Origin of the sequence: Paractinoplanes deccanensis (assembly GCF_016862115.1) — a bacterium.
In the GTDB taxonomy this organism is placed as follows: Bacteria; Actinomycetota; Actinomycetes; order Mycobacteriales; family Micromonosporaceae; genus Actinoplanes; species Actinoplanes deccanensis.
This window is the reverse complement of record NZ_BOMI01000027.1, coordinates 1-12,863: the sequence shown is the minus strand read 5'-3', so window position 1 is coordinate 12,863 and position 12,863 is coordinate 1. Positions and strand designations below refer to the sequence as shown.

The window sequence follows — 12,863 nt, the reverse complement described above, 5'->3', positions numbered from 1 at the left end:
ACGCAGCTGCGAGCGCGGAGTACACAGTCAGACGGCGGTATGTCAAAGACACCCTCGTGTTGGAGACGGAGTTCGAGACGGCTGACGGTGTTGTCCGGCTGACGGATTTCATGCCGCCCCGCGACACCGAGGCGCCCTCGGTCGTGCGGATCGTCACCGGCGTGCGCGGCCGGGTCGCCATGACGATGGAGTTGCGCCTGCGGTTCGACTACGGGCACGTGGTGCCGTGGGTCTACCGCGAGCAGGGCGATCTGGTCGCGGTGGCCGGCCCCGACGCGGCGTGGCTGCGCACCCCGGTCGAAACGCGCGGCGAGAACATGTCGACCCGCGCCGAGTTCACCGTCGGCCCCGGCGAGACCGTGCCGTTCGTGCTCACCTGGCGGCCGTCGCACCTGCCGCCGCCCGAGCCCGTCGACCCGGTCAAGGAGCTGGGCGTCACCGAGGGCTACTGGCGCGGCTGGGTGTCCGCGTGCACCTACGACGGCGAGTGGCGCGACGCCGTCGTACGCTCGCTGCTGACCCTCAAGGCCCTGACCTACGCACCCACCGGCGGCATCGTCGCCGCCGCGACCACCTCCCTGCCCGAGAAGCTCGGCGGCGTGCGCAACTGGGACTACCGCTTCTGCTGGCTGCGCGACGCGACCATCACGCTTCAGTCGCTGCTCTACTCCGGCTTCCAGAGCGAGGCCACCGCCTGGCGCAAATGGCTGCTGCGGGCGATCGCGGGCAACCCCTCCGAGCTTCAGATCATGTACGGGGTGGCAGGCGAGCGCCGCCTCGACGAGTACGTCGCGACCTGGCTGACCGGATACGACGGCAACCCGGTGCGGATCGGCAACGCGGCCGCCGAGCAGTTCCAGCTGGACGTCTACGGCGAGGTGATGGACGCGCTGCACCAGGGCCGGCGCGCCGGTCTGAAGGCCGACGACCCGGCGTGGGGCCTCCAGTGCAAGCTGATGGACTTCGTCGAGCGGCACTGGCGCGACCCCGACGAGGGCATCTGGGAGGTGCGCGGCGGCCCGCGGCAGTTCGTCCACTCCAAGCTGATGGCGTGGGTGGCGGCCGACCGCGCGGTCAAGGCCGTCGAGGAGTTCGGCCTGCCCGGCCCGCGCGAGCGCTGGACCCGGCTGCGCGACGACATCCGGGCGGAGATCCTCGACAAGGGGTACGACGCCGAGCGCCGCACCTTCACCCAGTACTACGGTTCCGAGGAACTCGACGCCGCCCTGCTGATGGTCCCGCTCGTCGGTTTTCTGCCCGCGGACGACGAGCGCGTCGCCGGCACCGTCGCCGCCATCGAGGAGCACCTGATCGTCGACGGTTTCGTGCAGCGCTACACCCAGCATCACGGCACGGACGTGGACGGGCTGCCGCCGGGCGAGGGCGCGTTCCTGGCGTGCACGTTCTGGCTCGCCGACAACTACGCGCTGATGGGCCGCCACGACGAGGCGCGCGAGACGTTCGCCCGCCTGCTGGCGCTGCGCAACGACGTCGGCCTGCTGTCGGAGGAGTACGACACGGAGGCAGGCCGCCTCGTCGGCAACTTCCCGCAGGCGTTCAGCCACGTCCCGCTGATCGACACGGCCCGCACCCTGACGGCGGCGCTGGCGCCCACCGAGGCCCGCGTGCGGGAAGGGCTCAAGTAGCCCGCCCGGGTTGTGCTTCGCCGAAGCCGCCTGCCGGCACCCCGGCGCGACCGAGCCTGAGGGGAGACGGTCTTCTGGAGGCGGTGACGCGTGGTGCCCCGGTCTTTCAAGTGGCCACCCCGGTGGCTCTTCTCCTGGCGTGCCGTCGCCGCGGTCTGGGCGGCGGCCCCGCTGCTGATCGTGGTCCTGCGCTTCCGCCGCGGCGACTTCTTCGTGATGGCGTTCGCCCTGCGCGTCCAGGCGGCGTCCTTCTGGACGGTGCCGTGCGCCGCGGCTCTGGCCTTCACGCTCTTTGTGGTGGCCCGGCGCCGGTTACCGTCCGCCGGTCGCCGCCTGTGCCTCGCCGCCGGCACGTTCGTGGCCGCCTACCTCGGTCTCGGCTTCGCGGGATTCGGCCGGGCGGCGCTGACGGCGCTTGTTCTCACCATCGCCGGTCTGCTGGCCGCCTGGATCGTGGTGCTGCCGCGCCGGCTCGCGCCCGCCCTGCCGGCTTCGGTGATCCGCAAGCTCGGCGACCGCGATCGGATCGAGCTCGGCGACGCCCGGCTCAAGCTTCAGAACGACATGCGCGGCACCGCCCTCCAGTCGATCGCGGGCCTGGCCGTCCTGGCCGGCGCGGTGATCGCCTTGCAGCAGCTCGGCGACGACCGGCAGCAGGCCCGCGAGGCGCAGGAGCTGACCCGCCAGGGCCAGGTGAGCGACCGCTTCAGCCGCGCCGTCGACCAGTTGGGCAGCGACCGGATCGAGGTGCGCCTCGGCGGCATCCACACCCTCGTGCAGGTGAGCGAGCAGGACGGCCCCCACGAACAGGTGGTGTTCCAGGTCCTGGCGTCCTATCTGAGGCGCGCGGCCGCCCCCTCGCCGAAGCGGTCCCCGGCGAAGCCGCGGCCCCTCGCGGTGCGCGCCCCGGACTGCCAGGCCGCGCTGAACGCCCTCATCGAGCCGCGAGGCGGTCCCGGCACGGCCGCGCTCGACCTGAGCGGCCTCGACCTCTCCGGCGCCGAGATCCGTGGCCGCTACTATCCCGGCGCCGACGGCGACTACCGGATGGCGCCCGCCGATCTCGTCGACGCCGACTTCCGCGGCACCGACCTGCGCGGCGCCACGTTCGAGACCGTCTACCTGCTCGGCTCCCGCTTCGCCGGCGCGGACCTGCGCGGCGCCGACTTCGCGCGAGCCGACATGAGCCTGCACGACGAGGAGGGCATCGAATACGACTTCTGGATGCCCGGCGGCTCCGGCCTGAAGACCATCGATTTCAGCGGCGCCAGGACCGACTCCACCACGAAAGGCCTGTGAGCGCCCGTGTGATGATGGCGTCGTGCCCTACGGATACATCGCCTCCATGAAGACCCAGCCCGGCCGCCGCGACGAGGTCATCGCCATCCTGACGAGCGGCGCCGACGGGCTCAAGTCCGCCGGCTGTGAGCTGTACGTCGTCAGCGCCGCCGTCGATGACGAGGTCACCATCTGGGTCACCGAGGTCTGGCAGTCGAAGAAGCACCACGACGACTCGCTGCACCTGCCGGAGACCCGCGCCGCCATCGCGCAGGCCATGCCGATGCTGGCCGGCGACTTCTTCAGCCAGGAGACCGAGGTGATCGGCGGCCTGGGCGTCACTGGTCGACCGTGAACACCACCGACCGGCCGGCGACGGCCGCGCGTTTGTAGAAGTCGCGCACCTCGGTCAGGTAGTACCACGTGTACTCGAAATCGTCGTCGTCGAGGACGCCCTGGTAGTCGCCAGGATCGATGCGGTCGTAGCGCTCCCGCAGCCACTGCCGGCCGACGCCCTCGAGCGCCGCGGCCACCGCGGGCACCTGGCCGGCGAGGACATGCGCCACGATGTAGTCCTCGCTTTTGTGGTGATGGCCGCCCCCGAGCAGCGCCAGCTCCAGCGGCTCCCCGGTGCGCGGGCCGAGCCACAGCGTGCCGTCGCTGAGGCACCGGTGCATCGCGTCCCAGGACTTGTCCACCTCGCACAGCCACGGCTCGTCCCAGGCCTCCTCGATCTGCTCGACGAAGTCCATCACCTCGTCGTCGCCGGCCGTGGCGGCCAGGGCGGCGTCCTGCTCCCCGGTCAGCGCGAACAACACCCCGCGGCACCCCATGACGCGTCCTCCCCTTTCGCGGTTCGTGGCGCCGAGTATGGCGCGGGGGTACGACAGAAAGCGGGCTACCGCGTCGCGTCCAGGACCGGTTTGAGGTCGACGATCGGGGTGCCGTCGACCGCCTCGAGGCCGGCGACCCGCACGCGCGGGCCGTCGACGGCGAGCACGCGCACCCGGTGCAAGCCGATCGGATTGGGCCGGTCCGAGGACCGGGTGCTGAAGACGCCGGTCAGCGGGTTGCGCGGGTCGTCGCGCGGGCGCACGGTCAGCGCGGAGCGGTCGGCCAGGTGCAGCCACGTGAGGACGAAGACGTCGTCGCCCGCCGCGAGGTCGGCGATCCCCGCGGCCATCGCCGGGTCGAGCACCAGCCAGGACTCGGGCGCTCCCTCCACACCCTGCTTCGGGGCGGTCGCCCGGTCGGTCAGGGTCGACTCGACGATGCCGATGGGGCGGATCTCGTACGTCATGTCGCCGTCCTCGAAGGCCGGAATGGATTTTCCGCCACCCTAGCGCCGTCCGAGTGGAGGAGCCGGGCGGCGGGCCGGGGACCATACGTTCCTGGCCGGCGGGGAGCGGACGGCACCATGCGCCTCACGGTCGACGGGCACACTCTCTTCCGCGTGCGGCGCCATAATGCCCGGATGACAGTGCTGCGGATCCGGGGCTTCGCCCTGCCCGACGGGGAGCCCATCGACCTCTACGCCGACGGCGACCGGTGGACCACCGACCCGGTCGCCCGCGCCGAGCTGGTTGCCGAGGGCTGGATCCTGCCCGGCCTGGTCGACGCGCACACCCACCCCGGCGCCGAGGAGCTCGGCCGGCCCCTGGACGACGGCGTGCTGCGCGCCGACCTGCGGGCCCACCTCGAGGCCGGCGTCACGCTGATCCGCGCGCCCGGCCTCGCCGGTGACCCGCCCGGCTGGTTCGGCCGGGACGAGGACAGTCCCCGGGCGTTCCACGCCGGGCCGTGGATCGCGCAGCAGGGCCAGTTCTTCGAGGGCTGGGGCCGCCGGCCGGACCCGGTCGACCTGCCCGCGGTCGCCGCCGAGCAGGCCGGCCGCACCGGCTGGGCCAAGGTGGTCGTCGACTGGCGCGCCGGCGACGACGTGCTCCCGGTGGACGTGCTGCGTGAGACCGTCGCCCGGGTGCACGCGGCCGGCGGGCGGCTCGCGGTCCACTCGCAACACGCCGAGGGCGGGGCGGCCGCGGTCGAGGCGGGCGTCGACTCCCTCGAGCACGGCATGGGGCTCGACCCGGCGCTGCTGCCGCTGATGGCGGAGCGGGGCATCGCGCTGACGCCGACGCTGTCGGTCATCACCTGGGCGCTGCGGCAGATCCTCGCCGACCCGGCGCGCGGCGCCACCCACTGGCAGGTGCCCGGCGCGAGCGCGCACGGCGCCCTGACCGCCGCCGCCGTCGAGGCCGGGGTCACCGTGCTGGCCGGCACGGACACGCGGCCGCACGGCGGCATCACCCGGGAGATCCGCGCGATGGTGACCGCCGGCGTCCCCGCGCACGACGCGATCGCGGCCGCGTCGTGGCGGGCCCGCGGCTACCTCGGCCTGCCGGGCCTCGTCGACGGCGCGCCGGCCGACGCGGTGGTGTTCGACGGCGACCCGCGGCGCGATCTCGGGGTGCTCGACAAGCCGCGGGCCGTGATCCTGCGCGGGCGCCGGCTTCCCCCGCGTACACCCTGAACTGCCCCGCCGGGCAAGCACCTGGCCGCGCCCGGCCGCGCCCGCGCATGATCGTCGTCGTGTCACCACGACCGGTCGCCTATCGATCCGTGACCCTGCTCGACGGCCACGGCGGGCCGGCGCGCGAGGGCACGACCGTCATGACGTACGGCCAGGAGATCGTCTGGTTGGGCCCGGACGGCGACGTGCCACCGGACGCGGACGTGGTCGACCTGACCGGGCGGTACATGATCCCCGGGCTGGTGGACGCGCACCAGCACATCGCCACGCCGCCCGACCGCGTCGCCGCCGAGAAGATCCTCAGGCGACAGCTGTACGGCGGGATCACGCTCACCCGGATCCTCGGCGACGACCTGCGGCAGGTGGCCGACCTGGCCCGCGCGTCGCTCACCGGCGAGATCCCGGCGCCCGACCTGCGCACCGCGGCCCTGTTCGCCGGCCCGTCGTTCTTCACCGACCCGCGCACCGCGGCCGCCACCCGGGGCGCCGTGCCCGGCGAGACACCGTGGATGCGCGCCGTCACGCCCGGCACCGACCTTCCGCTGGCCGTCGCCATGGCCCGCGGCATCGGCGCCACCGCCGTCAAGATCTACGCCGACCTGCCCGCCCCGCTCGTGCACGCGATCGCCGCCGAGGCGCACCGCCAGGGCCTCGCCGTCTGGGCGCACGCCGCGGTCTTCCCGGCCGGCCCCGGCGATCTCGTCCGCGCGGGCGCCGACGTCCTCTCCCACGCGACCCTGCTGGCCTACGAGGGCGCGGCCACCGTCGTGCGGTCCTTCGCCGAGCGCGCCGCCGTCCCGATCGAGCACCACCGTTTCCGCTCAGGTGCCGACGCATCCGTACGGGATGTGCTCGCCGCCATGCGTGCGAACGGCACCATCCTGGACGCCACCGGCTCCCTGCTCGCCCACGCCGAAGGCTTCACCGAGGACGACGCCCGCACCACGGCGCTGCTCATCCGCGAGGCCCACCGCGCCGGCGTGGAGATCTGCGCCGGCACGGACTACGAGACCCCGGACGAGGCCGCGTACCCCGCCCTGCACGACGAGGCCGAATACCTGGTGTCCGAGGGCGGCCTGACCCCCGCCGAGGCCCTGCGAGCGGCAACCCTGGCCGGCGCCCGCGCGGCCGGTGAGGGCGCCACGCGCGGCTCCGTGGAACCGGGCAAGCTCGCCGACCTGGTCGTCCTCACCGCCGACCCGCACGCCGACATCAGCAATCTGCGCACGGTCGAGACGACCATCAAGCGCGGCGTTCCTTACCCCCGCTCCCGATTCGAGGCCCGATGACCCCGCACCGACCCGACGTGAGCTGGACCGCCCTGCTCACCGCCGACAGCCGCGCCCAGGAGACCCGCCGCGCCGGCGACGCGCTGGTCACCGATCCGTACGCGGCCGCTTTCGTCGCCGCCCACAGGGGAGCGTCGCCGGATCCGGCCGGCCGCGGCGCCTCCGCGCTGTGGGCGGTGTTCGAGTTCTACATCCCGCAGCGCACCCCGTTCTTCGACCAGGCCGTGCTGCGCGCCACCGCCACGTGTGGCCAGGTCGTGCTGCTCGGCGCCGGCCTCGACACCCGCGCCTACCGCCTCGGCCTCACCCCGTCGACCACGGTGTACGAGGTCGACCGCCCCGCCCTGCTCGCCTTCAAGGACGAGGTGCTCGGCACCCTCGGCGCCACCCCCACCTGCCGCCGCGCCGAGGTGAGGGCCGACCTCACGTCCGGCGACCTCCCCGCGGCCCTCGCCCAGGCGGGCTTCGACCCGCGGCAGCCCTCGGTCTTCGTAGCCGAGGGCCTGCTCATGTACCTGACCGACGCCGAGGCCGACGCCCTGCTCGACCAGGTCACCACGATCGCCGCCCCCGGCAGCGTCCTGCTCGGCGAGCACTACAGCCGCCGCTTCACCGACGCCGACGTCCCGTGGGACCACCTCGACGACACGGACCGGGCCACCTGGCGCCGGCTCTCCACCAGCTGGGCGTACGGCTTGGTCGGCCGCCACCCTGCGCAGGTCCTCACGGGCCACGGCTGGACTCCCACGAACGTCACCGACCTGGCCACCCTCGGCCGCGCCACCGGCCGCCCGATCCCACCGGCGTTCGGCGCCCCGGGCGCGGGCAAGGTCTGGCTGTACGAGGGGAGGCGCTGACCCGGGCGTCAGCGGTTCGACAGGCTGAAGTGCATGTAGTCCTTCAGGCTTCGCCAATAGCCGCCCCAGTGATAGCCGCTCCAGAGGAAGGCTCGCGCCGCCCCGCCGGGGTGGAGCATCCCGATCAGGTAGCGGTCGCGGTTCAGGTAGGCGGCGGAGCCCGCCGGGGAGATGCTGGCGCCGCGGATCATCGGGTTCTGCAACGGGTTGATGTCGATGGCCGTTCCCGACGCGTGCTCGGACCAGATTTTGGTTCCGCCCACGTTGCGGCAGCTGTAGCCGGCCGTCACGGTGGCCATGTTGGTCTGGGCGGGGGCGTTGACCCGCATGGGTGCCATGCCCATGATGCGGAAGCGCCAGTTGTACAGGGTGCGGAAGATCTCGCGGACGCGGCGGGCGGCGTCGACGCGGACGACGATGCTGCCGTCGTGGTGGGCGCCCTGGAAGTCGATGTAGGAGACCCAGACCTTGCGGAGGTTGCTGGGCAGGACGGGGCAGCGCTTCAGCGGGTTCCAGTTGACCATGCCGGGGGTGACCGACTCGATGTGGGAGCGGAACGGCGGCAGCAGGACCGGCGGCGGGTCGAGGCGCAGCACCCCGTCGACCTGGACGGTGGTGGCCGGTGGCAGCTGGTTCCAGCGGGCGAGCTCGGCCTTGGTGTGGCCGTAGAGGCGGGCGACGCTTGCCAGGGTGTCGCCGGGGCGGACGACGTGCCACACGGTCGCGGCGGCGGCGGGGCGGGCCGGCGCGACGAAGCACACCAGCAGGAGGAGGGCTGCCAGGGATCTCTTCAGCACGGTTTCCGACCGTACGAAGAGATCCCGGCGGGCCGCAGGCAAACGCGAAAAAACGTCAGGCCAACGCGACGGGGCTGGGCGCCAGGGTGACCCGGACGGGGGCGCCGGCCGGCAGGGAGGCGAGGCGGTCGCTGGCTACCTGGGCGACCACTACGACCTCGCCGACCGTCACCGTGACCTTGCTGATCGGGCCGAGGAAGCTGGTGGTCAGCACCCGCGCCTCGCCGTCCGGGTCGGGTTCCACGAGCACCGACTCGGGACGCACCAGGGCGGTCGCGGACGGCGGCGACGAGGCGGGGGTGATCAGGGGGAGGCGGTGGCCCAGGACCTCGATCTCGTCGCCGGCCACCGTACCGGGGAGGCGGTTGGACAGGCCGACGAACTCGGCCACGAAGGCGGAGGCGGGGGACTGGTAGATCTCCGCGGGCGCGGCGAGCTGCTCGAGCCGGCCGGCGCGCATGACGCCGACCCGGTCGGCGACCGCCAAAGCCTCCTCCTGGTCGTGCGTGACGAACAGGGTGGTGGTGCCGACCTCGGTCTGGATGCGGCGGATCTCGTCGCGCAGCTGCACGCGCACCTTCGCGTCGAGGGCCGACAGCGGCTCGTCGAGCAGCAGCACCCGCGGCTCGATCGCCAGGGCGCGGGCCAGGGCGACACGCTGCTGCTGGCCGCCCGAGAGCTGGTGCGGGAAGCGTGCCGCGAAACCGCCGAGCCCGACCAGGTCCAGCATGTCCTGGGCGCGCGTGGCGGACCGCGACCGGCCCCGCAGCGACAGGCCGAACTTGACGTTGTCGAGCGCGTTCAGGTGGGGGAAGAGGCTGTACGCCTGGAACACCATGCCCATGTCGCGCTTGCTCGCCGGCAGCGGAGTGATGTCTCTGCCGTCGACGAGCACCTGGCCGCTGTCCGCGTCCTCCAGGCCGGCGAGCACCCGCAGCGCGGTGGTCTTGCCGCAGCCGGACGGGCCGAGCAGCGCGATGAGCTCGCCGGGGGCGATGGCGAGGTCCAGGTTGTCCAGGGCGTGCACGGAGCCGAACGTCCGGCGCAGGCCCTTCAGGTGTACGGCGACGCCGGTCATGCGGCGGGCTCCTTGGAGGCGGTCGGGGAAGCGGGGGAGGAAGCCCTGCCGAACAGGGACAGCAGCAGCAGGAGCACGAAGGCCAGCACCAGCGCGGTGAGCGACACGGCCACCGACATCGTCGCGCTGCTCTTGCCGAGGAACGCGATGGCGACCTGGAGGTTGGTCCGGTTGAGCAGCGACGCGATCGTGTATTCGCCGAGCACCAGCGCCACCGTCAGGAATGCCGCCGACAGCACCGCCGAGCGAATGTTCGGCAGCACGACCCGCCCCATGACGGTCGCCCAGCCCGCGCCCATGCTGCGGGCCGCCTCGGCGAGCGTCCTCACGTCGATCGCCGACAGTCCCGCGTCGATCGCGCGATAGGCATAGGGCAGGACCAGGACGGTGTACGCGAAGACGAGCGTCACCGAGGAACCGCCGAGGAAGTAGGTGACCCACGCGTACACCGGCGCGAGCCCGACCACCAGCACGATCGCCGGGATGGTCAGCGGCAGCAGGCACAGGAACTCGACGAACCGGCGCAGCCGGGGCAGCCGCAGGCGCACCCACACCGCGGTCGGCACGAGCAGCAGCAGCATGAGCAGCGCGGTGAGGGCCGCCTGGAGCAGCGACGCCACGATGCCGTCGGCCAGGTCGGGGTACGTGGCGCTGAGCTTGGGCCAGTCGGCCAGCAGCGGCCAGGTGCCCGGGTCACGGGTGGAGAACTCGACCATGGCGGCGAGCGGGAGCAGGAAGAACACGCCGAGCACGATCAGCACGGCCCAGCGCAGGGCGCGCTGCTTGCGGGCGCGGCGGGCGATCACCCCAGCCATTTCGCCGTCCTCCTCTGCAGCAGGGTGTAGAGCCCCATCACGACCGACACCACGATCACCATGCCGAGCGCCATCGCCTTGCCGACGTTCGCCTGGCCGAGCACGACCTCGCTGGTCAGCGCGCTGCGGATCTGCAGCGGCACGATCGGGTTGCCCTGGCTCACCAGGGCGGCCGCGGTGGCGTACGCGGAGAAGGCGTTGGCGAACAGCAGCAGCGCGGAGCCGAGGAACGCGGGCCCGAGCAGCGGCCCGGCGACGCGGGTCCAGTAGTGCCACGTGGTGCCGCCGAGGCTCTCGGCCGCCTCGCGCCACTGCGGGCGCAGGCCGTCGAGCGCGGGCAGGAACACGATCACCATGAGCGGGATCTGGAAGTACGTGTAGACGAGCGTGAGGCCGGGCAGCTCGAACAGCCACACGCCGCCCGAGTAGATGTCGATCCCGTGGTCCTGGAGGAAGACGGTCACGAAGCCGGACAGGCCGATGGTCGCCAGGAAGGCGAAGGCGAGGGTGACGCCGCCGAACTGCGCGAGCACCCCGGCGGCGGCCGTCACGGCGCGGCGCAGCAGGCCGTTCGGGGCGGCGGTGGCCAGGGCGTACGCGAGCACGGCGCCGAGCACCGCGCCGGCCAGGGCGCTGATCGCCGACAGCGCGATGCTGCGGCCGAAGGCGTCCAGGATGTACTGGTTGCCGAGCGCCTCGATGTTGTCGAGGGTGGCGCCGCCGTTGTCGTCCGCGAACGCGCCGATCACCACGACCAGCGTCGGGATGATCAGGAAGATCGTCACGTAGGCGAAGAACGGCAGCGTGCCGAGCAGGGCGGTGCCCCGCAGCCGTGGCCGGGCGGCCACGCGCTGCGGGGCGGCCGCGACGACCTCAGCCAATGGTCTTGGCCCAGCTCGCGGAGAGGGTCTCCTTCGCCTTCGTGTTCTGCGCCTCGGTCGGGATCACCGGGGTGCCCTCGATCTTCGGCAGCGCGTCGTAGGCGGTCTTGTCGATCGTGCCGGCCTTCTGCATGGCCTCGGCACGCACCGGGCGGGCACCGCCTTTGAGCCACAGGTTCTGGCCCTCGTCGCTGTAGAGGAACTCCTGCCACAGGCGCGCGGCGGCCGGGTGCGGGGCGTCCTTGCTGATCGCCTGGACGTAGTAGGAGCCGAGGACCGCGCCGTTCGGCACGACGGTCTTCCAGGTCTTGACCTTGGCGGCCTGCGCGACGTTGAGGTAGTCCCAGTCGAAGACGACAGGGGTCTGGCCCGACTCGACGGTGGCCGGGGTGGGGTCGACGGGCAGGAAGTTGCCGGCCTTCTTCAGCTTGCCGAAGAAGTCGACGCCGGACGCGATGTCGTCGGCCGAGCCGCCGGTGGCCAGCGCGGCCATCTGCACGGCGCCGAAGGCCGAGCCGGCCTGGGTCGGGTCGCCGTTGAGCGCGACCTTGCTCTTGTACTCGGGCTTGAGCAGGTCGGCCACGCCGGCCGGGGCGGGAACCTTGGCGCTGTCGTAGCCGATCGACATGTAGCCGCCGTAGTCGTTGGTCCAGGTGCCGTTGGCGTCCTTGAGGCTGTCCGGCACGTCGGCCCAGGTGCTGACCTTGTACGGGGCGAACAGCGCGGTGTTGGCACTGGCGACCGACCCGCCGAGGTCGAACACGTCCGGCGCCTTGTCCTGGCCCTTGAGCTGGTTGGCCGCGTTGATCTCGTCCTGGCTGGACGCGTCCGGCTGCGCGGAGTTGACCTTGATGCCGTACTTGTCGCCGAAGGCCTTGATGATCTCGCCGTAGTTGGCCCAGTCCGGCGGCAGCGCGATGACGTTGAGCTGCCCCTCCTTCTTGGCGGCCGCGACGAGCGCGTCCATCCCGCCGAGGTCGGCGGCGCTGGTCGCGGTGGCCGCGCTGCTCGACGCGGACGCGCTCTCCTTCTCGGGCGGGGAGCAGGCCGCGATCGCGGCAATCGTCGTGGCCGCCAGCGTGACGGCGACCGAGCGCTGGAAAGTACGCACCGTTTTCCCTCTCTGGGCGCACCGTGCCGGTGCGCGCTGGGTGATCTTGAGAGGGCCGGAGAACGATCAAGCGCCGCGCCGTGAAAGACGGCGCGGCGCTTGTGCAAATTTTTAGGAAGGTTGCTTGCGCAGTGGTCAGAACTTGAAGGTGCCCACCAGCTGGCGCAGCTCGTCGGCGGTGTGCGCGACCTCCTCGGCGGCCTGCCGGGTCTGCTCGACCCCCTGCACCGACGTGGCGCTCGCCGCCGAGACGTCGGCGATGTTGCCGGCGATGCGCGACGAGCCGTTGGCGACCTCGGCGATGCTGCGGCTCATCTCGCCGGTGGTGGCGGTCTGCTCCTCGACGGCCGAGGCGATCGTCGTCTGGAAGTCGTTGATCTGGGCGATGACCTCGGAGATGCGCGAGATGACCTCGACCGCGCCGCTGGTGTCGGCCTGGATGGCGGCGACCCGGGTGCCGATGTCCTCGGTGGCCTTGGCGGTCTCCTGGGCGAGGTCCTTGACCTCGCTGGCGACCACCGCGAAGCCCTTGCCGGCCTCGCCGGCGCGGGCGGCCTCGATGGTGGCGTTGAGGGCGAGCA

General features: G+C 72.6%; 14 protein-coding genes. 6 read left to right on the top strand and 8 right to left on the bottom strand.

Annotated elements, in window-relative coordinates; translation table 11 throughout:
- Nucleotides 1-56 precede the first annotated feature (56 nt).
- From Ade02nite_RS08490 to Ade02nite_RS08480, 3 genes are all read left to right on the top strand, one after another.
- Entirely contained in the window at nt 57-1,646 is a 1,590-nt protein-coding gene (locus tag Ade02nite_RS08490) for a glycoside hydrolase family 15 protein (protein ID WP_239168632.1), read from the top strand.
- 93 nt (nt 1,647-1,739) lie between these two features.
- Nucleotides 1,740-2,945, top strand: a complete 1,206-nt coding sequence (locus tag Ade02nite_RS08485; protein ID WP_203760995.1) for a pentapeptide repeat-containing protein — start codon at nt 1,740-1,742, stop codon at nt 2,943-2,945.
- Between the two features lie 22 nt (nt 2,946-2,967).
- Entirely contained in the window at nt 2,968-3,279 is a 312-nt protein-coding gene (locus Ade02nite_RS08480) for a putative quinol monooxygenase (RefSeq protein ID WP_203760994.1), read from the top strand.
- Here Ade02nite_RS08480 and Ade02nite_RS08475 read toward each other — a convergent pair.
- Nucleotides 3,263-3,757 (bottom strand): YfbM family protein, encoded by a 495-nt coding sequence (locus Ade02nite_RS08475; RefSeq protein WP_203760993.1) that lies wholly within the window; start codon nt 3,755-3,757, stop codon nt 3,263-3,265. The genes Ade02nite_RS08480 and Ade02nite_RS08475 overlap by 17 nt on opposite strands.
- 65 nt (nt 3,758-3,822) lie before the next feature.
- The gene (gene tsaA / locus Ade02nite_RS08470; protein ID WP_203760992.1) at nt 3,823-4,224 is read right to left on the bottom strand and encodes a tRNA (N6-threonylcarbamoyladenosine(37)-N6)-methyltransferase TrmO; all 402 of its coding nucleotides are present in this window, start codon (nt 4,222-4,224) and stop codon (nt 3,823-3,825) included.
- Nucleotides 4,225-4,398: 174 nt separating this feature from the next.
- On the opposite strand from tsaA, the gene Ade02nite_RS08465 reads away from it, so the two are divergent.
- The 3 genes from Ade02nite_RS08465 to Ade02nite_RS08455 are packed head-to-tail and all read left to right on the top strand — an operon-like array spanning nt 4,399 to nt 7,600.
- Nucleotides 4,399-5,454 (top strand): amidohydrolase family protein, encoded by a 1,056-nt coding sequence (locus Ade02nite_RS08465; RefSeq protein WP_203760991.1) that lies wholly within the window; start codon nt 4,399-4,401, stop codon nt 5,452-5,454.
- 59 nt (nt 5,455-5,513) lie between these two features.
- Entirely contained in the window at nt 5,514-6,743 is a 1,230-nt protein-coding gene (locus Ade02nite_RS08460; RefSeq protein WP_203760990.1) for an amidohydrolase family protein, read from the top strand.
- Nucleotides 6,740-7,600, top strand: coding sequence for a class I SAM-dependent methyltransferase (locus Ade02nite_RS08455; protein ID WP_203760989.1), 861 nt, complete (start codon nt 6,740-6,742; stop codon nt 7,598-7,600). Before Ade02nite_RS08460 ends, Ade02nite_RS08455 begins: the two co-directional genes overlap by 4 nt.
- 8 nt (nt 7,601-7,608) lie before the next feature.
- Here Ade02nite_RS08455 and Ade02nite_RS08450 read toward each other — a convergent pair whose 3' ends face one another.
- From Ade02nite_RS08450 to Ade02nite_RS08425, 6 genes are all read right to left on the bottom strand, one after another.
- Nucleotides 7,609-8,397 (bottom strand): M15 family metallopeptidase, encoded by a 789-nt coding sequence (locus tag Ade02nite_RS08450; protein ID WP_203760988.1) that lies wholly within the window; start codon nt 8,395-8,397, stop codon nt 7,609-7,611.
- 55 nt (nt 8,398-8,452) lie between these two features.
- Entirely contained in the window at nt 8,453-9,475 is a 1,023-nt protein-coding gene (locus Ade02nite_RS08445; RefSeq protein WP_203760987.1) for an ABC transporter ATP-binding protein, read from the bottom strand.
- Entirely contained in the window at nt 9,472-10,290 is an 819-nt protein-coding gene (locus Ade02nite_RS08440) for an ABC transporter permease (RefSeq protein ID WP_203760986.1), read from the bottom strand. The genes Ade02nite_RS08445 and Ade02nite_RS08440 overlap by 4 nt, the downstream gene beginning before the upstream one ends.
- On the bottom strand, nt 10,278-11,171 hold the full coding sequence (locus tag Ade02nite_RS08435) for an ABC transporter permease (RefSeq protein WP_203760985.1): 894 nt from the start codon (nt 11,169-11,171) through the stop codon (nt 10,278-10,280). The genes Ade02nite_RS08440 and Ade02nite_RS08435 overlap by 13 nt, the downstream gene beginning before the upstream one ends.
- On the bottom strand, nt 11,164-12,282 hold the full coding sequence (locus tag Ade02nite_RS08430) for an ABC transporter substrate-binding protein (protein WP_239168631.1): 1,119 nt from the start codon (nt 12,280-12,282) through the stop codon (nt 11,164-11,166). The genes Ade02nite_RS08435 and Ade02nite_RS08430 overlap by 8 nt, the downstream gene beginning before the upstream one ends.
- Before the next feature lie 135 nt (nt 12,283-12,417).
- A partial coding sequence (locus Ade02nite_RS08425; RefSeq protein ID WP_239168630.1) for a methyl-accepting chemotaxis protein occupies nt 12,418-12,863 on the bottom strand: 446 nt, incomplete at its 5' end.

Excerpts from the sequence above, each read along its gene's own strand:
- Ade02nite_RS08475 (WP_203760993.1), bottom strand. The coding sequence starts at position 3,757 with ATGGGGTGCCGCGGGGTGTTGTTCGCGCTGACCGGGGAGCAGGACGCC.
- tsaA (WP_203760992.1), bottom strand. The coding sequence starts at position 4,224 with ATGACGTACGAGATCCGCCCCATCGGCATCGTCGAGTCGACCCTGACC.
- Ade02nite_RS08465 (WP_203760991.1), top strand. The coding sequence starts at position 4,399 with ATGACAGTGCTGCGGATCCGGGGCTTCGCCCTGCCCGACGGGGAGCCC.
- Ade02nite_RS08455 (WP_203760989.1), top strand. The coding sequence starts at position 6,740 with ATGACCCCGCACCGACCCGACGTGAGCTGGACCGCCCTGCTCACCGCC.
- Ade02nite_RS08445 (WP_203760987.1), bottom strand. The coding sequence starts at position 9,475 with ATGACCGGCGTCGCCGTACACCTGAAGGGCCTGCGCCGGACGTTCGGC.
- Ade02nite_RS08440 (WP_203760986.1), bottom strand. The coding sequence starts at position 10,290 with ATGGCTGGGGTGATCGCCCGCCGCGCCCGCAAGCAGCGCGCCCTGCGC.